Below are 18,408 nucleotides of genomic sequence, written 5' to 3' on the forward strand. Positions count from 1 at the left end.
GGGGTTTTAATAACTGGCTTAAAGCTGAAAGCTTTCCGGAACCCCCAGCCTAGCTGGGGGTTTTCCATAGACAAAAAACCGCCGCTATTACAAGCGGCGGCTCTCAGTTTTTATTTTTTAGCAGCATCTGCGGCTTTAGCGTCAGCCGCATCGGCAGGTTTAGCATCCGCTTTCGGCGCTGGTTTGATATCCAGCAGCTCTACGTCGAATACCAGGGTGGAGTTCGCCGGGATACCCGGAACGCCCGTTTTACCGTAGGCCAGCGCCGGTGGGATAACCAGCTTGATCTTGCCGCCTTTCTTAATATTTTTCAGGCCTTCAGTCCAGCCAGGGATAACGCCGTCCAGACGGAAGGAGAGCGGTTCGCCGCGCGTGTAAGAGTTATCAAACTCTTTACCGTCGATCAGCGTACCTTTGTAGTTCACCACAACGGTATCGCTATCTTTCGGCGCCTCGCCTGTGCCTTCTTTCTCTACTTTGTAAAGCAGACCGGTAGAGGAGGTTTTCACGCCTTTCTCTTTAGCAAAAGCGTCGCGGAACGTTTTACCTTTTGCTTCGTTATCGGCAGCGTCTTTTTCCATCTTCGCCTGAGCAGCGCTCTTCACGCGTGCTTCAAACGTCTGCAGCGTTTGCTCAATTTCCTGATCGGACAGTTTGCTCTTATCGGCAAAGGCATCCTGAACGCCGGCAATCAACTGATCTTTATCCAGTTTGATGCCCAACTTTTCCTGCTCTTTAAGCGAATTTTCCATGTAACGACCCAGCGAGGCGCCCAGCGCATAAGCCGCTTTTTGGTCGTCGTTTTTAAATGCTGCTTTGCTATCAGCGGTAGCTGCCGGTTTCGCCGCATCAGCAGCAAAAGTGATCGGTGCGTGCATAGCAACGGCCATCGTAGTTGCCAGCAGCGTGGCTTTAAACAGTGATTTCATCCATATCTCCAGGGCCGGGGCATCTCGCCCCATGTTAACTTACGTAAGAAGCGTACTATAAATCGTTGCAGAACAAATCAACATACGAACACGCCCTATTATCACTTCTTTTCAGACTCTTTTTGTTTAAATTAGTTTCGTAGGGCGCGTAATGGTTGCTGTGAAAGCCGGTAAAGTTAAGTAGAATCCGCCGACGGAGACAACATAAAGAGGTACATCATGCAGGATATCACGATGGAAGCTCGTCTGGCTGAACTGGAAAGCCGTCTGGCGTTCCAGGAGATTACCATAGAAGAACTAAACCTGACGGTAACCGCACATGAAATGGAGATGGCGAAGCTGCGCGATCATCTGCGTTTGCTCACGGAAAAGTTAAAAGCCAGTCAGCCGTCAAATATCGCCTCTCAGGCAGAAGAAACGCCGCCGCCGCATTATTGAGACGAAAAAAAAGCGGGGTTAACCCGCTTTTTTTGTGCCCGATGATTTATCGAACCAATGATAATACCCTAAGGATTTCGAGTCACAGCAAGGCGGCAAGCTTGAAAATTCCCCGGGAGCATAGATAACTATGTGACCGGGGTTTGAAAGCGTAGCCAACACCGCGGTGGCTTGAAAGACGACGGGGATTAGTGGCAACCGCAGCCGCCTTTACCACCGCCACCGCAGCAGCCTTCGCCGCCGTGCTCGTGACCATGGTCATGACCATGACCGCCACAGCAGCCGTCTTCACCGTGATCGTGGTGGTGATCGTGCGCGCCGTGAACATGACCGTGAGCCAGTTCTTCTTCAGTCGCTTCACGAATCGCAACAACTTCGACGTTAAATTTCAGATTCTGGCCCGCCAGCATGTGGTTACCATCAACCACAACGTGATCGTCTTCCACTTCGGTAATCTCTACCGGTACCGGGCCCTGGTCGGTTTCAGCCAGGAAACGCATCCCTACCTGCAGTTCATCAACGCCCATAAAGACGTCTTTAGGCACACGCTGCACCAGATTTTCGTCATACTGGCCGTAAGCGTCGTTCGCGCCAACAGCGACATCAAATTTGTCGCCAACTTCATGGCCTTCCAGCGCGGTTTCCAGACCAGAGATCAGGGAGCCGTGACCGTGCAGGTAATCCAGCGGCGCACTCACCGGAGACTCATCAACCAACACACCGTCTTCTGTACGTACCTGATAGGCCAGGCTGACCACCAGGTCTTTTGCTACTTTCATGATATCTCCTGAGCATGGGAAGAATAGTGGCGCAGATTGTAGCGGAATTCTGCAGCCGTGTACCCCTTAGCTTAAAAAAACCTGCGGCATATCGCTAGTCCGGATGAAAAATCCCGATCACTTGCTCTTCTTTGCGAACATGCTCGCGAACGTCTTTATCCGCTTCCCGCATTTGATGCCCGCACTTAACGCATTCAACAATATCGACATTATTTTCACGCCACATCGCCATTGTATCCTGCGCCTGACAGGCCGGACATTTCGCGCCTGCAATAAAACGTTTACGGATTGCCATTGTTTTACCCCTACTCAAATTCATCCCAGCCATCCAACTGGCGCCGTTCCTGTTGCATTTCGCGCTGAAAAATCTCCTCCAGTTCGCGTCGGGCCTCTCTGGCGCGCGAAATCTGTACCATGTCGCTATGCTCCGGGATCAGCTCCCGCAACATTCGCATATCCAGCCGACGAAAATGCAACTGCGCGCGTTGCGCCTGATGCGGATGCATACCTAACGACACCAGAGTTTTACGTCCCAATTCCAGCGCGCTGGAAAACGTTTCACGGGAAAACTGCGTGACGCCAGCCTGTAATAACTCATGGGCCTCCACACGTCCACGCGCTCGCGCAAGAATATGCAGATGAGGAAAATGCTGCTGACACAGCGCCACCAGCTTCATCGTGTCTTCCGGTTCATTACACGTGATGACTATCGACTCCGCCGCTTCCGCGCCCGCAGAACGCAGCAGCTCGACTTGTGTAGCGTCGCCGTAATACACTTTATAACCATATTTGCGCATCAGATTAACGGCGCCGATATCGCGTTCCAGCACGGTGATACGCATCTTATTCGCCATCAATAAGCGAGCGATCACCTGACCAAAACGGCCAAAGCCGACGACAATTACCTGGGGCTTATCATCCTCAACCCACGGCTTTTCATCATTCTCTTCCGGGCCATTAAGGCGGCGCGATAACCACTTATCAATCCCTTTCATCAGTAGCGGCGTGGTCATCATTGATAACGTGACAGTCACCAATAATAACGCCATCTGATCGCCCTGAAACAGGCGCTGAGAAGAGGCGGTAGAAAAGAGCACAAAAGCGAACTCGCCCCCCTGACTCAGCACGCTGGCAAACTGCATCCGTTCAGAACTTCTTATTCCATATAACCGCGCCAGCAGATACAGCGTCAGCATTTTTATGACGACCAGAATAACAACGCTCGCCGCCACCCACAGTAAATGGGTATAAAGTACGCCGAGATTTAGCGACATACCGACGGAGATAAAGAACAGCCCAAGCAGTAAACCTTTAAAGGGATCGATAGCGTTTTCCAGCTCATGCCGGTATTCACTCTCTGCCAGTAAAACGCCGGCAATGAAGGTTCCCAGGGCCATCGACAGTCCCAGCGCATCCATAAATAAGGCGGCGCTCAACACCAGCAACAGCGTCGCGGCAGTGAAGACCTCCCGCACGCCGGACGCAGCAATAAAACGAAATACCGGGCGCAGCAGGTAACGACCGCCAATCAGCATTACCGCGAAAGCCAGTACCTTCATTGCCACTTTAAACCAGTCGAAGTGCTCGTCGACCGATCCCGCCAGTAAAGGCACCAACGCCAGCGCGGGGATCACCGCTAAATCCTGAAACAGTAAGACGGAAAACCCTAACTGCCCGGACTCGCTACGGTTCATGCCTTTCTCGCGCATCAGTTGTAGCGCCATCGCCGTCGAAGACATCGCCAGGCCAATCCCGCCGACGACCGCCGCCTGCCATAAGAAATCAGCAAGCATCAATAACCCCGCCAGCACCGCCGCGCTTAACAGCACCTGAGCAGCGCCGACGCCGAAGATAGAGCGCCGTAGTTGCCAAAGCCGGGACGGATTGAGTTCGAGACCAATGATAAACATCAGAAACACGACGCCCAGTTCGGAAAAGTGCAGGATCTCGTCAACGTCGCTGATAAATCCCAGCCCCCACGGACCGATGGCGATTCCCGCCAGCAAATACCCTAGCACCGCGCCGATGCCCAGCCTGGCCGCCAGCGGCACCGCCGCCACCGCCGCGAAGAGAAACAACACTCCCGCTGTCAATAAATCAGCACCTTCCATCAATAGCCTCCCGCGCTCACAGGATTCGCCAGCCACTCGCCATAGGCTTTCGCATGACTGGCCAGCGTCTGCGGCGACTGGCGCCGCGCCCAGTACACAATAATGGGCGGCATCCAGTGCATCCGGCACATGGCCGCGGTCAGTTCAAAGGGGCGCAGTACATCGCTCATTGGATAGCGGTTTAGCGCGTCATACCGGTAAGCGCTCTCCGGCTCGCCGGTCGTAATCACGCTACGCCAGTACTTTCCCACCAGTTGGTTTCCCCCTGGTCCGCTGGCGAACCCCCGACTCAAAACGCGATCAAGCCATTCTTTCAGTAAAGCCGGACAGCTATAGGTGTAAAGGGGATGCTGAAAAACAATGACGTCGTGCTCACGTAACAGGGCTTGTTCATAGGGCGTGTCGATAAAAAAATCAGGATAGCGCGCATAAAGATCGTGCACGGTTACGTTATTGTGCTGTATGGCCGGTTTAAGCAGTACCCGGTTAGCAACCGAGTCCTGAGATTCCGGATGGGCATACAACAGCAAGACTTTCGCTGGCTGAGACATCAATCCCCCTCCCGGTTGTTTTGGGTCGATACATGCCATTCCTCAGGCCGCTTCTACGTTGACAGCGTTTGTTCAACTCAGGAACGTACTCTATGTCCGCCGCTTGGGATTAATGAGAGATATTCTTGTCCCTCACCAAAGGCGGCCTGAATGATTTTGTGTATCGTTGTTGTTTTGAGCTACCATTGCGCTCCAGCGCGGCGGTACGCCCGAATATTACATTATCATAATGATAAATTAACATAGTCTGAACATACGGCGCCTTATGATTGTTTTCTCCTCGTTACAAATTCGTCGCGGCGTGCGCGTCCTACTGGACAATGCCTCGGCTACCATTAATCCAGGCCAGAAAGTCGGCCTGGTGGGTAAAAACGGCTGCGGTAAATCTACCCTGCTGGCATTGCTAAAAAATGAAATCAGCGCCGATGCCGGGAGTTTTACCCTGCCCGGAACCTGGCAATTAGCGTGGGTGAATCAGGAAACACCTGCGTTGCCTCAGCCAGCGATTGAGTATGTCATTGACGGCGACCGTGAATACCGGCAGCTGGAGGCGCAGCTTAACGACGCCAACGAACGTAACGACGGACATGCTATCGCCTCCATACACGGCAAGCTGGACGCCATCGATGCATGGACCGTTCGCTCGCGCGCCGCCAGCCTGCTACACGGCCTCGGCTTCTCTAACGATCAGCTGGAACGTCCGGTCAGCGACTTTTCCGGCGGCTGGCGGATGCGCCTTAACCTGGCCCAGGCGTTGATTTGCCGTTCCGATTTACTGCTGCTCGACGAACCGACCAACCACCTCGATCTGGATGCCGTTATCTGGCTGGAAAAATGGCTGAAGAGCTATCCGGGCACCCTGATTCTGATTTCCCACGATCGCGACTTTCTTGACCCGATAGTGGATAAAATTATCCATATCGAACAGCAGACTCTGTTCGAGTACACCGGCAACTACAGCGCGTTTGAAGTTCAGCGCGCCACGCGCCTGGCGCAACAGCAGGCGATGTATGAGAGCCAGCAGGAGCGTGTGGCGCATCTGCAAAGCTACATCGACCGTTTCCGCGCCAAAGCGACCAAAGCCAAGCAGGCGCAAAGCCGTATCAAGATGCTGGAGCGTATGGAGCTGATTGCGCCTGCTCATGTCGACAACCCGTTCCATTTCAGCTTCCGCGCGCCGGAAAGCCTGCCGAACCCGCTGCTGAAGATGGAAAAAGTCAGCGCAGGTTATGGCGATCGCATCATTCTGGAATCCATCAAGCTGAACCTGGTGCCCGGCTCGCGTATCGGCCTGCTGGGCCGCAACGGCGCGGGGAAATCGACGCTGATCAAGCTGCTGGCGGGCGAACTGGAACCGTTGCACGGTGAAATTGGCCTCGCCAAAGGCATTAAGCTCGGCTACTTCGCCCAGCACCAACTGGAGTTCCTGCGCGCCGATGAATCCCCGTTGCAGCATATGGCGCGTCTGGCGCCGCAGGAACTGGAGCAGAAGCTGCGCGACTATCTCGGCGGCTTCGGTTTCCAGGGCGACAAAGTAACGGAAGAGACGCAACGTTTCTCCGGCGGCGAGAAAGCGCGCCTGGTACTGGCGCTGATCGTCTGGCAGCGTCCAAATCTGCTGCTGCTCGATGAACCGACCAACCACCTGGATCTCGACATGCGTCAGGCGCTCACCGAAGCGCTGATTGATTTTGAAGGCGCATTGGTCGTCGTGTCGCACGACCGCCACCTGATTCGCTCCACCACTGACGACCTCTATCTGGTGCACGACAAAAAAGTCGAGCCGTTCGACGGCGACCTGGAAGATTATCAGCAGTGGCTGAGTGACGTGCAGAAGCAGGAAAACCAGGCCGACGACGCACCGAAGGAAAACAACGCCAACAGCGCCCAGTCACGCAAAGATCAGAAGCGTCGCGAAGCCGAGCTACGCACTCTGACGCAGCCGCTGCGTAAAGAGATTACCCGTCTGGAAAAAGAGATGGAAAAGCTCAACGCCCAACTGGCGCAGGCGGAAGAGAAGCTCGGCGACAGCAGCCTGTATGACCCCAGCCGTAAAGCGGAGATGACCGAGTGTCTGCAACTGCAGGCCAGCGCCAAATCCGGGCTGGAAGAGTGTGAAATGGCATGGCTTGAGGCGCAGGAGCAGCTTGAGCAAATGATGCAGAACGACTAACGCGCGGGGCGGACGATGAACCTGTCAATCACCGATGACATTACCTTCCGCAAGCTCACCATCTTCATGATGTTTGTGGAGAAGGGTAACATCGCCCGCACCGCCGAGGCGCTGAACACGCTGGAAGAGAACGTTCGTTGTCCGCTGTTCGTCCATAAAGGCCTCTTCGGTACTCGCCCCGGTATAAAGATTACCGTTGCGGTCGGCAGCACCGGAACAGAAGCCTGCGTTATGTGATTTAGCGGCAAAGGTTGCCGTGATTTATTTTCGTCAGCGCGTCGTTCACGCCAAATAATGTAAACGTCACCTCATCAACGCCAAGATTTTTCAGACGCGCAGTGTGTTTTTTAATATAAGCCTGCGCCGTTTCTTCGGATTCAAACAAGTAAATGCCGCCAGCTTGCTGGTTTTTCTCGCTTTCTGTCCAGATTTTCCAGATGAAGCCCGGCTCCTCATTGATAGACTCCGCCAGCCCGACCAGTTGCTGAGTCATCTCCTCGCCAAAAGGGCCGCTAAAGTTAAAATGGATCTGTAAAAGTGTCTTCGACATGCCTTCTCCTTGAGTCACATAACTATCGTGTTGCCACACTACCACGATTAATTCGGCTGATGCAGAGGTTCACGCGATTTCTGTGGGGTATTGCGCGCGCCTTGCATACCGCCCCCTCTGGGGAAATGAGGCGCAATTTTATTTCGCCAGGCGACCAATTGAACGTAAAATCACATATTGACTAATCTGTGAACCTTATGCGCGGTATAGTATTGTTTCCAATTATCAATTGTTCTGGTGCTATGGTTGAGATCACGTCCACAGAAATGACCCCGCCTGTCAATGACTCGCATGAATTTATTCCCATGCGTGGCATTCGTAATCGCCATTTACAAACTATGCTGCCGCGCTTAATCCGCCGCAAAGTGAAGTTCAACGCCCACTGGCAGCGGCTGGAGCTACCGGACGGCGATTTTGTCGATCTGGCATGGAGCGAAGAACCGCAACAGGCAAAGCATAAACCGCGGCTGGTGGTCTTTCACGGTCTGGAAGGCAGCCTGAACAGCCCCTATGCCCACGGGCTGATTGAGGCGGCGCAAAAGCGCGGCTGGCTGGGCGTGGTGATGCACTTTCGCGGCTGTAGCGGCGAACCCAACCGTCTGAATCGTATTTACCACTCCGGTGAAACGGAGGACGGAGCCTGGTTTTTACGCTGGCTACAGCGGGAGCTCGGCGCCGTTCCGACAGCCGCCGTGGGCTATTCGCTCGGCGGTAATATGCTGGCGTGCCTGCTGGCGAAAGAAGGCCGCGATATTCCCATCGAGGCGGCGGTGATTGTTTCTGCGCCCTTTGTTCTCGAAGCCTGTAGCTACCACATGGACAAAGGGTTTTCCCGCGTCTATCAGCGTTATTTGCTTAATCTGTTAAAAGCGAATGCGTCACGCAAGCTGGCGGCGTATCCCGGTTCGCTGCCGGTGAATCTGGCGCAACTGAAATCAATGCGCCGCATTCGCGAGTTTGACGACCTGATCACCGCGAAAATTCACGGCTTTGCCGACGCCATCGACTACTATCGTCAGTGTAGCGCCATGCCGTTGCTTAACCAGATTGCTAAACCGACGCTGATTATTCACGCTAAAGACGATCCGTTTATGGATCATCATGTGATCCCTAAAGCGGAAGATCTACCCCCGCAGGTGGAGTATCAGCTGACTGAGCATGGCGGACACGTAGGATTTATCGGCGGTACGCCGCTGCGCCCTGAAATGTGGCTGGAACGCCGAATTCCTGACTGGCTGACAACATACCTGGAGGCGTCATCATGATCATTCCCTGGCAGGGGCTGGCCCCCGACACGCTGGACAACCTGATCGAAAGCTTTGTGTTGCGCGAAGGCACCGATTATGGTGAACATGAACGTTCGCTTGAACAAAAAGTCGCTGACGTAAAACGCCAACTGCAATCCGGCGAGGCCGTGCTGGTATGGTCTGAATTACATGAAACGGTCAATATTATGCCGAAAAAGCAGTTTCGCGAATAAAACGCCTTTGCCGACAATACATTATTACTAAAGCTCAATCATGGAGTTGCCATGTCAGCCAAACATCCGGTGATAGCAGTAACAGGGTCAAGCGGCGCGGGGACCACCACCACCAGCCTCGCGTTTCGTAAAATTTTCGCGCAGTTAAATCTGCACGCCGCCGAGGTGGAAGGCGACAGTTTTCATCGTTACACCCGCCCGGAAATGGACATGGCGATCCGCAAAGCGCGTGACGCCGGGCGGCATATCAGCTATTTCGGGCCTGAAGCCAATGACTTCAGCCTACTGGAACATACTTTTATTGAGTACGGGCAGACGGGTAAAGGCCAGTCGCGTAAATATCTGCATACCTATGATGAAGCCGTACCGTGGAATCAGGTTCCCGGCACGTTTACCCCCTGGCAGCCGCTTCCCGAACCGACCGATGTGCTGTTTTATGAAGGACTGCACGGCGGCGTCGTCACCCCGCAACATGATGTCGCGCGTCATGTTGATCTGTTGGTTGGCGTGGTGCCTATCGTCAACCTCGAGTGGATTCAGAAACTAATCCGCGACACCAGCGAGCGCGGACACTCCCGTGAAGCGGTGATGGATTCCGTGGTGCGTTCCATGGACGACTACATCAATTACATTACGCCGCAGTTCTCGCGTACCCATATTAACTTCCAGCGCGTGCCGACCGTCGATACATCCAATCCGTTCGCCGCAAAGGGTATTCCCTCGCTGGATGAGAGTTTTGTGGTGATCCATTTTCGCAACCTGGAAGGGATCGATTTTCCCTGGCTCCTGGCGATGCTCCAGGGCTCGTTTATTTCTCACATTAATACATTAGTGGTGCCGGGCGGCAAAATGGGGCTGGCGATGGAGCTGATTATGTTGCCGCTGGTGCAGCGACTAATGGAAGGCAAAAAAATCGAATAACCGCGGTGAAATGCCCGATGGCGCTACGCTTATCGGGCCTACGAGATAAAAACGGGTAGGCCGGATAAGGCCACGCCGCCATCCGGCATCACGTGTTACGCCGCAATCACTTCATACGAATGGGTAATATTGACCGCTTTTTCCAGCATTAGCGCCACCGAGCAATATTTTTCCGCGGAGAGATCGACAGCGCGTGCGACGGCAGCCTCTTTCAGATCGCTGCCGGTAACGATAAAATGCAGATTAATGTGCGTAAACAGGCGCGGCGCGTCTTCCCGGCGCTCGGATGTCAGCTTCACTTCGCAGTTGGTGACATTCTGACGGCCCTTTTGCAGGATTGATACCACATCAATAGCGCTACATCCGCCAGCCGCCATTAATACCATCTCCATCGGACTCGGCGCTTTGTCACCGGAGTTGCCATCCATTAAAATCTGGTGGCCGGAGGAGGACTCTCCGAGGAACGTGAGTCCTTCAACCCACTTTACACGCGCTTGCATATTTCGTAACTCCAATGTTTCAATTTTCCTGAAAGATTACGCGCATACAACAAAACTGGCAATGGAAGGCGACCTGGGTCATGCTGAAGCGAGACACCAGGAGACACACGGCGAAAGCTATGCTAAAACAGACAAGATGCTACAGTAATACATTGACGTACTGCATGTATGCAGAGGACATCACATTACAGGCTACAATCTATTTTCGTAGCCCCCTTCCCAGGTAGCGGGAAGTATATTTTTGCAACCCCAGAGACAGTGCCGTTTTCTGGCTCTGGAGACAGCTTATAACAGAGGATAACCGCGCATGGTGCTTGGCAAACCGCAAACAGACCCGACTCTTGAATGGTTCTTGTCTCATTGCCACATTCATAAGTACCCGTCAAAGAGCACGCTGATTCACCAGGGTGAAAAAGCAGAAACGCTGTACTACATCGTTAAAGGCTCCGTGGCAGTGCTGATCAAAGATGAAGAAGGGAAAGAAATGATCCTTTCTTATCTGAATCAGGGTGATTTTATTGGTGAACTGGGCCTGTTTGAAGAAGGCCAGGAACGCAGCGCCTGGGTACGTGCGAAAACCGCATGTGAGGTCGCTGAAATTTCCTACAAAAAATTTCGCCAATTAATCCAGGTCAACCCGGATATTCTGATGCGCCTCTCTTCCCAGATGGCTCGTCGCTTACAAGTCACCTCTGAAAAAGTAGGTAACCTCGCCTTCCTTGACGTCACCGGGCGTATCGCTCAGACGCTGCTGAATCTGGCGAAACAGCCCGATGCCATGACGCACCCGGATGGGATGCAGATCAAAATCACCCGTCAGGAAATCGGCCAGATCGTCGGCTGCTCCCGCGAAACCGTTGGTCGTATTTTGAAAATGCTGGAAGATCAAAACCTGATCTCCGCGCATGGCAAGACCATCGTCGTCTACGGCACCCGTTAATTCCGTCAGAATGGCGCGTTTTATCATGCGCCATTTTTGTTTGCATCGATGTGGCGAAGACTGATTTATCACCCAGAGATTAATTACGCACTACGGCAAACGCTGGTGCTGTGCCTGCCTGTGGCTGTCGGTTTATTGATAGGCCAGCTACACCTGGGCTTGCTTTTCTCTCTTGTTCCCGCCTGCTGCAACATTGCAGGTCTGGATACCCCGCACAAACGCTTTTTTAAACGCCTGATCATCGGCGCGTCGCTGTTCGCCGGATGCAGTCTGGTAACGCAACTTCTGCTGGCGGAATCCATCCCCCTGCAGTTGATCCTGACCGGGCTCACGCTGGTGCTTGGCGTGACGGCGGAAATTAGCCCGCTTCACGCGCGGCTACTGCCAGCGTCGCTGATTGCCGCCATCTTTACCCTGAGTCTTGCGGGATACATGCCCGTCTGGGAGCCGCTGCTCATTTATGCGCTGGGCACGCTATGGTACGGCGTGTTTAACTGGTTTTGGTTCTGGCTATGGCGCGAACAGCCGCTGCGCGAGTCATTGAGTTTGTTATACCGTGAACTGGCCGATTATTGCGAAGCGAAATACAGCCTGCTCACCCAACATATCGATCCGGAAAAAGCGCTGCCTCCCCTGCTGATACGCCAGCAAAAAGCGGTCGATCTCATTACCCAGTGTTACCAACAGATGCATATGCTTTCGGCGCACAACAATAATGATTACAAGCGTCTACTGCGGGCTTTTCAGGAAGCGATGGATTTGCAGGAGCACATCTCCGTCAGCTTGCATCAGCCGGAAGAGGTACAGAAACTGGTAGAACGCAGCCATGCGGAAGAGGTGATTCGCTGGAATGCGCAAACGGTCGCCGCCCGTCTGCGCGTGCTGGCGGATGACATTCTTTATCATCGTCTGCCGACGCGCTTCTCCATGGAAAAACAGATTGGCGCTCTGGAGAAGATCGCCAATCAGCATCCTGAAAATCCGGTAGGCCAGTTCTGCTATTGGCACTTCAGTCGAATCGCCCGTGTGCTGCGTACCCAGCGACCGCTGTACGCCCGCGACCTGATGGCCGATAAACAGCGTCGTCTGCCGCTACTTCCGGCGCTGAAAAATTATATGTCGCTTAAATCGCCGGCGCTACGCAACGCCGGACGCATCAGCGTGATGATGAGCATCGCCAGTCTGATGGGCAGCGCGTTGCACCTGCCCAAACCGTACTGGATCCTCATGACGGTGCTGTTTGTCACCCAAAACGGCTATGGCGCGACGCGCGTACGTATTCTGCACCGTTCGGTCGGAACGCTGGTCGGCCTGGTGATTGCCGGCGTCACGCTGCACTTACATATTCCCGAAAGCATTACGCTGGCGGTCATGCTGGTACTAACGCTGGCAAGTTATCTGATTATTCGTAAAAACTACGGCTGGGCGACGGTCGGCTTTACGGTGACGGCGGTATACACCATCCAGTTACTGACGTTAAACGGAGAGCAGTTTATTGTGCCGAGGCTGATCGATACGCTGATTGGCTGTTTAATTGCCTTTGGCGGCATGGTCTGGCTGTGGCCGCAATGGCAAAGCGGGCTATTACGTAAAAACGCCCATGATGCGCTGGAAGCCGATCAAGAAGCTATCCGACTGATCCTCAGTAACGATCCGCAGGCCACCCCGCTCGCTTATCAAAGAATGCGGGTCAACCAGGCGCATAACACGTTATTCAACTCGTTAAATCAGGCAATGCAGGAACCCGGGTTCAATACCCACTATCTGTCGGATATGAAACTGTGGGTCACGCACAGCCAGTTTATTGTCGAGCATATCAACGCCATGACGACGCTGGCACGGGAACACACCATGCTGACGCCGGATCTGGCGCAGCGCTATCTGGAATCTTGCGAGATTGCGATTCAGCGCTGCCAGCAGCGCCTGGAGTACGACAGGCCAGGCGGCTCCGGCGATGTCAATATTCTGGAGTCGCCGGACATGCCGTCACATGGCTTATTGAGCACTCTGGAACAACATTTACAGCGCATCATTGGCCATCTGAACACCATGCACACCATTTCGTCGATGGCCTGGCGTCAGCGTCCGCATCACGGTATCTGGCTGAGTAAGCGGCTACGGGATACAAAAGGTTAAGTCCGACTGCCGGATGCGCTACGCTTATCCGGCAATCCGCCATCAGGCCACCACCTTCCCTACCGCCTGCGCAAAGCGCTGCATTCCTTCATTGATATCCGCCTCTTCCACCACCAGCGACGGGGCAAAACGCATCACGTCGGCTCCGGCATTGAGCACCATCACGCCGGCCTCCGCTCCTGCGTACAGAAAATCGCGCGCCCGGCCTTTGTACTTCGGCTTCAGTTCCGCGCCAATCAGCAGCCCCATGCCGCGAATATCGCTGAAAATGTCAAATTGCTCGTCAATCGCCTGCAAATGTTGCACAAACTGTTGCCGCTTAGTGTGAATGCCTTGTAGTACCTCTGGCGTATTAATAATATCGAATGCCGCGCCAGCCACCGCACAGGCTAGCGGATTGCCGCCATAGGTTGAACCATGCGAACCGACATGGAAGGCCGAGGCGATCTCCTGCGTGGTCAGCATGGCGCTCACCGGAAAACCGCCGCCTAACGCTTTGGCGCTGGTGAGGATATCCGGCATGACGCCGTAGTGCATATAGGCAAACAGGTCTCCGGTGCGCCCCATCCCGCACTGCACTTCATCAAACACCAGCAACGCCTGATGCTTGTCACACAGGTCGCGTAACCCTTTGAGGAATTCCGGTGTAGCCGCCTGCACGCCGCCTTCCCCCTGAATCGGCTCGACCACCACCGCGCAGGTGTGGTCATCCATTACCGCTTTCACCGCATGGAGATCGTTGAAGGGAACGTGAACAATATCGGCGGGTTTCGGCCCAAAGCCGTCGGAATATTTTGGCTGCCCGCCGACAGAGACGGTAAACAAGGAACGGCCATGAAAGGCGTTATGGAAGGCAATGATTTTCGTTTTGAACGGGCTATGGCGCACGCAGGCATAATGACGCGCCAGTTTAAAAGCGGTTTCGTTCGCTTCGGTGCCGGAATTCATAAACAGCACGCGCTCGGCAAATGTGGCGTCGATCAGTTTACGTCCCAGACGCAACGCTGGTTCATTGGTAAAAACGTTACTGGTATGCCACAAGGTTTCCCCCTGGGATTTCAGCGCCTCGACCAGTGCCGGATGGCAATGGCCCAGTGCAGTCACTGCAATCCCGCCGGCGAAATCGATATACTCTTTGCCCTGCTGATCCCATACGCGGCTGCCTTTACCTTTGACCGGAATAAAGTCCGCCGGTGCATAAACAGGCAGAATCACCTCATCAAAAGTTGCGCGCGTAATAGCCGTTTGTTCAGTTGCCATATCATTACCACCCGGTTAAGTAGAAACGCCAGTGAAATTATAATCACAAAATATGAATAAAAAATCACTCAATAGCAACCACAAATCAACGCCGGAGGAAATTTTCCAGCAGAGCGTGTCCTTGTTCGCTGAGAATACTTTCCGGGTGGAACTGCACGCCTTCCAGATCCCACTCGCGGTGGCGAATGCCCATAATCTCCTGCGTTTCACTCCAGGCGGTGATCTCAAAACACTCTGGCAACGTGGCAGGGTCGACAATCAGCGAGTGGTAACGTGTCACGGTTAACGGGCTGGGCAATCCCCGAAACACGCCCTGTCCATTATGCGTAACAGGTGACGTTTTACCGTGCATCACTTTCGCTGCCCGCACCACCGACGCGCCAAAGGCCTGCGCCATCGCCTGATGACCCAGGCAAACGCCCAGTATCGGAATACGTCCGGCATAATGGCGGATAACCGCCAGTGAAATGCCAGCGTCATTTGGCGTACAGGGGCCAGGAGAGATAACGATTTTTTGCGGGTTCAAAGCGTCAATGTGCGCCAGCGTCAGCGCATCATTGCGCCGGACCTGCACTTCCGCGCCCAGTTCACAAAAATACTGGTAGAGGTTCCAGGTAAAGGAATCATAGTTATCGATAAGCAGGATCATGGCGGCTCCGGGTCAGTAGAACCGCACTATTTTACTCAGTTTCGCGAGCTTCGCTTATCGCTTTCTGAAAAATCGCCTGCAAAGCGGAGAGATCGCCCATCGCGCCGCTCTGGTTCGCCTGCTTCCATGTTTCAGCCGCAATACCTTGCCAACTCAGCGCGTAGCCTGCATGTAGCGCCAGCTGTTCAAAGAAGATGCGCTGCGCCAGCCCGCTCCCCAAACGAAACGGATGAAGCACGTTAATTTCACAGTAGTAATGCGCCAGCCGCTCGACAAACTTCTCGTGCGCCAGACCGACCAGATAGCCCTCTTCTTCCAGATCCTGCATCAGAGCGTTGCCCTCTTTTTCGATATAGGCAAAGTGGCAAAAACGGGTATCGCCCTGGTAAATATCGACCTCCCGCAGTTGCCCTGCCCAGTCGAAAATATCCTGATAGAGCTGGCGATGAATCGCGCACAGATGAGGCAAGCCGCGTACCAGCGGCCCCAGTTCAATCGTGGCGGCACGGAGCGCGGTCATTTCATATGCCGCTTGCGCCAGTCGCTGGGCCTGATGAATCCCCAGCCGATTACGCATCACATTCAGCCCCGGATAGAGGTACGGATCGCGCCCTTCGCCAAATTTATCGCTCATAGTGCCTCCGAAGCTCGTCAAGACGTGCCAGCGCTTCATCGGCGGTCAGGGTTACTAAGGGGATCTCAATACCTTCGAGACGGCGGCTTTGCTGGAAGTTAACGTTGCGCCGCTGTTCCCAAAAGCGTGACTTTTGTTTATCGGTAAGTTTCTTCACCTGGCCTCCCTGAATATGTCTGTGCTTGACCACAAGTATAAGCAGCAATTTCAGGTTACGCTGAGACAGGGAGAAAACGCGGGCGGCTCGCACCCGCGCAGTCATATTTTATTTTATGGCAGGACTTTCGCGGAAAGGATAACGACTGGTTTTGTCGGCACATTCTGATAAGGCCCGACATCGTGCGTTGGTACCTGTGAGATTTTATCGGCGACATCCATACCTTTTACCACTTTACCAAATACCGCATAGCCAAAGTCGCGCTGGCCGTGGTCGAGAAAAGCGTTATCCGCGACGTTAATAAAGAACTGGCTGGTGGCGCTGTCTTTATCTGCGGTGCGCGCCATCGCGATCGTGCCGCGAGTATTACGCAGACCGTTGTCGGCTTCATTCTTAATCGGCGGATTCGGTTTCTTCTGCTGCATCTGCTCGTTAAAACCACCGCCCTGAATCATAAAGCCAGGAATAACGCGGTGAAACGTAGTGTTGTTATAGAAACCACTGTTGACGTAATCGACAAAGTTTTTCACAGAAACCGGCGCTTTCTGGCTGTTCAGCTCCAGCTCAATATTCCCGGCGGAGGTGGTTAACAGCACATGAGGATCGCCTTTTGCTGCCAACGCTGCGGGAGAAAGAGCAGAAAGAGCGAAAACAGCTGCGACAGCCGCCAGAGTCGATTTGAGCATGAGATTTCCTTAAAGAGAGCAGAAATAAAGCAAGTGGAATGATTTTAAAGAGCCTTCCTGGGCCAGGCCAGCCCTTTACCTAATTTTACGTATATGAAACAAATGTAACGTTACGACGCAATGCCGTATTCTTGCAATATGATGTGACAAACATCACATTAAAAAATGTAATGAACATTACTATCACTAATAATTATTTAAATGCATCACAAAAGCGCCTAAAATCTGCCCGCTTAACGCGCCCTCCACGCGCTTCACTTCTCTTCAAGGCCAGACATGACTAACAGCAACCGCATCAAGCTCACATGGATCAGCTTTCTTTCCTACGCCCTGACCGGGGCGCTGGTGATTGTCACCGGGATGGTGATGGGAAATATCGCAGACTATTTTCAGCTGCCCGTTTCCAGCATGAGTAACACCTTTACTTTTCTGAACGCCGGGATTTTGATCTCGATCTTCCTCAATGCGTGGCTGATGGAAATCATCCCGCTGAAAACACAGCTACGCTTTGGTTTTATCCTGATGGTGCTGGCGGTGGCCGGGCTGATGTTCAGCCACAGCCTGGCGTTGTTCTCAGCGGCGATGTTTGTGCTGGGGCTGGTCAGCGGGATCACCATGTCGATTGGCACCTTCCTGATTACGCAACTGTATGAAGGGCGTCAGCGCGGTTCCCGGCTGCTGTTTACCGACTCCTTCTTCAGCATGGCGGGGATGATTTTTCCTATGGTCGCCGCCTTCCTGCTGGCGCGTAGTATTGAGTGGTACTGGGTCTACGCCTGCATCGGCCTGGTCTACCTGGCGATTTTCATCCTGACCTTCGGCTGTGAATTTCCGGCGCTGGGTAAACATGCGCAGCACTCTCAGGCACCTGTCGCCAAAGAAAAATGGGGCATTGGCGTACTGTTTCTCGCCGTCGCCGCGCTGTGCTATATCCTCGGTCAATTGGGCTTTATCTCCTGGGTGCCGGAATATGCCAAAGGCCTCGGCATGAGCCTGAATGACGCCGGGGCGCTGGTGAGTGATTTCTGGATGTCCTATATGTTTGGTATGTGGGCGTTCAGCTTTATCCTGCGCTTTTTCGATCTGCAACGCATCCTGACCGTACTGGCGGGTATGGCGGCGGTCCTGATGTATCTGTTTATTACCGGCACGCAGGCGCATATGCCGTGGTTTATTCTGATGCTGGGCTTCTTCTCCAGCGCCATTTATACCTCCATCATTACGCTGGGATCGCAGCAAACGAAAGTGGCCTCGCCTAAGCTGGTTAACTTTATTCTGACCTGCGGCACCATCGGAACGATGCTGACCTTCGTCGTCACCGGCCCGATTGTGGCGCACAGCGGTCCACAGGCGGCGTTACTCACCGCGAATGGTCTGTATGCGGTGGTCTTTGTGATGTGCTTTGCGCTCGGCTTTGTGTCCCGTCATCGTCAGCATAGCGCGCCAGCGGCGCATTGATAATGATTGCCGGATGGCGACGCGATGCGTCTTATCCGGCCTACAGCGTAAGCTGT

21 protein-coding genes are annotated in these 18,408 nt (G+C 53.7%); 9 read left to right on the forward strand and 12 right to left on the reverse strand.

Annotated features, from left to right (window positions below; all coding sequences use genetic code 11):
- Positions 1 to 110: 110 nt before the first annotated feature.
- Positions 111 to 929, reverse strand: a complete 819-nt coding sequence (fkpA, locus tag NA624_RS08395; RefSeq protein WP_000838225.1) for an FKBP-type peptidyl-prolyl cis-trans isomerase — start codon at positions 927 to 929, stop codon at positions 111 to 113.
- A gap of 219 nt (positions 930 to 1,148) precedes the next feature.
- On the opposite strand from fkpA, the gene NA624_RS08400 reads away from it, so the two are divergent.
- A complete protein-coding gene (locus tag NA624_RS08400; RefSeq protein ID WP_001152701.1) occupies positions 1,149 to 1,367 on the forward strand; it encodes a protein SlyX in 219 nt (72 codons plus the stop codon).
- Between the two features lie 188 nt (positions 1,368 to 1,555).
- Here the strand turns inward: NA624_RS08400 and slyD are convergent, their stop codons facing one another.
- The 4 genes from slyD to kefG form a co-directional block, all read right to left on the reverse strand.
- A complete protein-coding gene (gene slyD, locus NA624_RS08405; RefSeq protein ID WP_000861341.1) occupies positions 1,556 to 2,146 on the reverse strand; it encodes a peptidylprolyl isomerase in 591 nt (196 codons plus the stop codon).
- Positions 2,147 to 2,240: 94 nt separating this feature from the next.
- Positions 2,241 to 2,441, reverse strand: coding sequence for a YheV family putative zinc ribbon protein (locus NA624_RS08410; RefSeq protein WP_001007735.1), 201 nt, complete (start codon positions 2,439 to 2,441; stop codon positions 2,241 to 2,243).
- Between the two features lie 10 nt (positions 2,442 to 2,451).
- Positions 2,452 to 4,257 (reverse strand): glutathione-regulated potassium-efflux system protein KefB, encoded by a 1,806-nt coding sequence (kefB, locus tag NA624_RS08415; RefSeq protein ID WP_000398141.1) that lies wholly within the window; start codon positions 4,255 to 4,257, stop codon positions 2,452 to 2,454.
- Positions 4,257 to 4,808, reverse strand: coding sequence for a glutathione-regulated potassium-efflux system ancillary protein KefG (gene kefG, locus NA624_RS08420; protein WP_000081820.1), 552 nt, complete (start codon positions 4,806 to 4,808; stop codon positions 4,257 to 4,259). Before kefG ends, kefB begins: the two co-directional genes overlap by 1 nt.
- Before the next feature lie 265 nt (positions 4,809 to 5,073).
- Here kefG and NA624_RS08425 point away from each other — a divergent pair, with 265 nt between their 5' ends.
- A complete protein-coding gene (locus NA624_RS08425) occupies positions 5,074 to 6,981 on the forward strand; it encodes an ABC transporter ATP-binding protein (RefSeq protein ID WP_000634765.1) in 1,908 nt (635 codons plus the stop codon).
- 15 nt (positions 6,982 to 6,996) lie between these two features.
- Positions 6,997 to 7,218, forward strand: coding sequence for a helix-turn-helix domain-containing protein (locus NA624_RS08430; RefSeq protein WP_001054031.1), 222 nt, complete (start codon positions 6,997 to 6,999; stop codon positions 7,216 to 7,218).
- Position 7,219: 1 nt separating this feature from the next.
- Here the strand turns inward: NA624_RS08430 and NA624_RS08435 are convergent, their stop codons facing one another.
- Positions 7,220 to 7,531 (reverse strand): monooxygenase, encoded by a 312-nt coding sequence (locus tag NA624_RS08435; RefSeq protein WP_000047690.1) that lies wholly within the window; start codon positions 7,529 to 7,531, stop codon positions 7,220 to 7,222.
- Between the two features lie 197 nt (positions 7,532 to 7,728).
- Between NA624_RS08435 and NA624_RS08440 the strand changes: the two genes are divergently transcribed.
- Genes NA624_RS08440 through NA624_RS08450 form a run of 3 tightly spaced genes read left to right on the forward strand, consistent with a single transcriptional unit; the run spans position 7,729 to position 9,932 of the window.
- Positions 7,729 to 8,796: a hydrolase gene (locus NA624_RS08440; protein ID WP_001214117.1), complete on the forward strand. Its 1,068-nt coding sequence runs from the start codon at positions 7,729 to 7,731 to the stop codon at positions 8,794 to 8,796.
- Entirely contained in the window at positions 8,793 to 9,011 is a 219-nt protein-coding gene (locus NA624_RS08445; protein WP_000586568.1) for a YheU family protein, read from the forward strand. The genes NA624_RS08440 and NA624_RS08445 overlap by 4 nt, the downstream gene beginning before the upstream one ends.
- Positions 9,012 to 9,062: 51 nt before the next feature.
- A complete protein-coding gene (locus NA624_RS08450) occupies positions 9,063 to 9,932 on the forward strand; it encodes a phosphoribulokinase (RefSeq protein WP_001274690.1) in 870 nt (289 codons plus the stop codon).
- Between the two features lie 95 nt (positions 9,933 to 10,027).
- Here NA624_RS08450 and NA624_RS08455 read toward each other — a convergent pair whose 3' ends face one another.
- Entirely contained in the window at positions 10,028 to 10,432 is a 405-nt protein-coding gene (locus NA624_RS08455; protein ID WP_001148919.1) for an OsmC family protein, read from the reverse strand.
- Between the two features lie 307 nt (positions 10,433 to 10,739).
- Between NA624_RS08455 and crp the strand changes: the two genes are divergently transcribed.
- Positions 10,740 to 11,372 (forward strand): cAMP-activated global transcriptional regulator CRP, encoded by a 633-nt coding sequence (gene crp / locus NA624_RS08460; RefSeq protein ID WP_000242758.1) that lies wholly within the window; start codon positions 10,740 to 10,742, stop codon positions 11,370 to 11,372.
- A 48-nt stretch (positions 11,373 to 11,420) separates the two neighbouring features.
- Positions 11,421 to 13,508 carry a YccS/YhfK family putative transporter gene (locus NA624_RS08465; protein WP_000269317.1) on the forward strand — a complete coding sequence of 696 codons (2,088 nt, stop codon included), beginning with the start codon at positions 11,421 to 11,423 and terminating at the stop codon, positions 13,506 to 13,508.
- A 42-nt stretch (positions 13,509 to 13,550) separates the two neighbouring features.
- Here the strand turns inward: NA624_RS08465 and argD are convergent, their stop codons facing one another.
- The 5 genes from argD to ppiA form a co-directional block, all read right to left on the reverse strand.
- Positions 13,551 to 14,768: a bifunctional acetylornithine/succinyldiaminopimelate transaminase gene (gene argD / locus NA624_RS08470; protein ID WP_000190032.1), complete on the reverse strand. Its 1,218-nt coding sequence runs from the start codon at positions 14,766 to 14,768 to the stop codon at positions 13,551 to 13,553.
- 85 nt (positions 14,769 to 14,853) lie between these two features.
- Positions 14,854 to 15,417, reverse strand: a complete 564-nt coding sequence (gene pabA, locus NA624_RS08475; RefSeq protein WP_000601876.1) for an aminodeoxychorismate synthase component 2 — start codon at positions 15,415 to 15,417, stop codon at positions 14,854 to 14,856.
- 31 nt (positions 15,418 to 15,448) lie between these two features.
- The gene (locus NA624_RS08480) at positions 15,449 to 16,051 is read right to left on the reverse strand and encodes a putative adenosine monophosphate-protein transferase Fic (RefSeq protein ID WP_001280672.1); all 603 of its coding nucleotides are present in this window, start codon (positions 16,049 to 16,051) and stop codon (positions 15,449 to 15,451) included.
- Positions 16,041 to 16,208, reverse strand: a complete 168-nt coding sequence (locus NA624_RS08485; RefSeq protein WP_001519136.1) for a YhfG family protein — start codon at positions 16,206 to 16,208, stop codon at positions 16,041 to 16,043. Before NA624_RS08485 ends, NA624_RS08480 begins: the two co-directional genes overlap by 11 nt.
- A gap of 113 nt (positions 16,209 to 16,321) precedes the next feature.
- Positions 16,322 to 16,894 (reverse strand): peptidylprolyl isomerase A, encoded by a 573-nt coding sequence (gene ppiA / locus NA624_RS08490; protein WP_000920478.1) that lies wholly within the window; start codon positions 16,892 to 16,894, stop codon positions 16,322 to 16,324.
- 276 nt (positions 16,895 to 17,170) lie between these two features.
- Here ppiA and tsgA point away from each other — a divergent pair, with 276 nt between their 5' ends.
- Positions 17,171 to 18,352 carry an MFS transporter TsgA gene (gene tsgA, locus NA624_RS08495; protein WP_000185265.1) on the forward strand — a complete coding sequence of 394 codons (1,182 nt, stop codon included), beginning with the start codon at positions 17,171 to 17,173 and terminating at the stop codon, positions 18,350 to 18,352.
- Positions 18,353 to 18,408: the final 56 nt, after the last annotated feature.

This window comes from Salmonella sp. NW38 (assembly GCF_051807745.1).
Taxonomy (GTDB): Bacteria; Pseudomonadota; Gammaproteobacteria; order Enterobacterales; family Enterobacteriaceae; genus Salmonella; species Salmonella enterica.

Bases quoted from the DNA above. Each gene is read 5' to 3' on its own strand.
- fkpA (WP_000838225.1), bottom strand. From the start codon at position 929: ATGAAATCACTGTTTAAAGCCACGCTGCTGGCAACTACGATGGCCGTT.
- NA624_RS08400 (WP_001152701.1), top strand. From the start codon at position 1,149: ATGCAGGATATCACGATGGAAGCTCGTCTGGCTGAACTGGAAAGCCGT.
- slyD (WP_000861341.1), bottom strand. From the start codon at position 2,146: ATGAAAGTAGCAAAAGACCTGGTGGTCAGCCTGGCCTATCAGGTACGT.
- NA624_RS08410 (WP_001007735.1), bottom strand. From the start codon at position 2,441: ATGGCAATCCGTAAACGTTTTATTGCAGGCGCGAAATGTCCGGCCTGT.
- kefB (WP_000398141.1), bottom strand. From the start codon at position 4,257: ATGGAAGGTGCTGATTTATTGACAGCGGGAGTGTTGTTTCTCTTCGCG.
- kefG (WP_000081820.1), bottom strand. From the start codon at position 4,808: ATGTCTCAGCCAGCGAAAGTCTTGCTGTTGTATGCCCATCCGGAATCT.
- NA624_RS08425 (WP_000634765.1), top strand. From the start codon at position 5,074: ATGATTGTTTTCTCCTCGTTACAAATTCGTCGCGGCGTGCGCGTCCTA.
- NA624_RS08430 (WP_001054031.1), top strand. From the start codon at position 6,997: ATGAACCTGTCAATCACCGATGACATTACCTTCCGCAAGCTCACCATC.
- NA624_RS08435 (WP_000047690.1), bottom strand. From the start codon at position 7,531: ATGTCGAAGACACTTTTACAGATCCATTTTAACTTTAGCGGCCCTTTT.
- NA624_RS08440 (WP_001214117.1), top strand. From the start codon at position 7,729: ATGCGCGGTATAGTATTGTTTCCAATTATCAATTGTTCTGGTGCTATG.
- NA624_RS08445 (WP_000586568.1), top strand. From the start codon at position 8,793: ATGATCATTCCCTGGCAGGGGCTGGCCCCCGACACGCTGGACAACCTG.
- NA624_RS08450 (WP_001274690.1), top strand. From the start codon at position 9,063: ATGTCAGCCAAACATCCGGTGATAGCAGTAACAGGGTCAAGCGGCGCG.
- NA624_RS08455 (WP_001148919.1), bottom strand. From the start codon at position 10,432: ATGCAAGCGCGTGTAAAGTGGGTTGAAGGACTCACGTTCCTCGGAGAG.
- crp (WP_000242758.1), top strand. From the start codon at position 10,740: ATGGTGCTTGGCAAACCGCAAACAGACCCGACTCTTGAATGGTTCTTG.
- NA624_RS08465 (WP_000269317.1), top strand. From the start codon at position 11,421: ATGTGGCGAAGACTGATTTATCACCCAGAGATTAATTACGCACTACGG.
- argD (WP_000190032.1), bottom strand. From the start codon at position 14,768: ATGGCAACTGAACAAACGGCTATTACGCGCGCAACTTTTGATGAGGTG.
- pabA (WP_000601876.1), bottom strand. From the start codon at position 15,417: ATGATCCTGCTTATCGATAACTATGATTCCTTTACCTGGAACCTCTAC.
- NA624_RS08480 (WP_001280672.1), bottom strand. From the start codon at position 16,051: ATGAGCGATAAATTTGGCGAAGGGCGCGATCCGTACCTCTATCCGGGG.
- ppiA (WP_000920478.1), bottom strand. From the start codon at position 16,894: ATGCTCAAATCGACTCTGGCGGCTGTCGCAGCTGTTTTCGCTCTTTCT.
- tsgA (WP_000185265.1), top strand. From the start codon at position 17,171: ATGACTAACAGCAACCGCATCAAGCTCACATGGATCAGCTTTCTTTCC.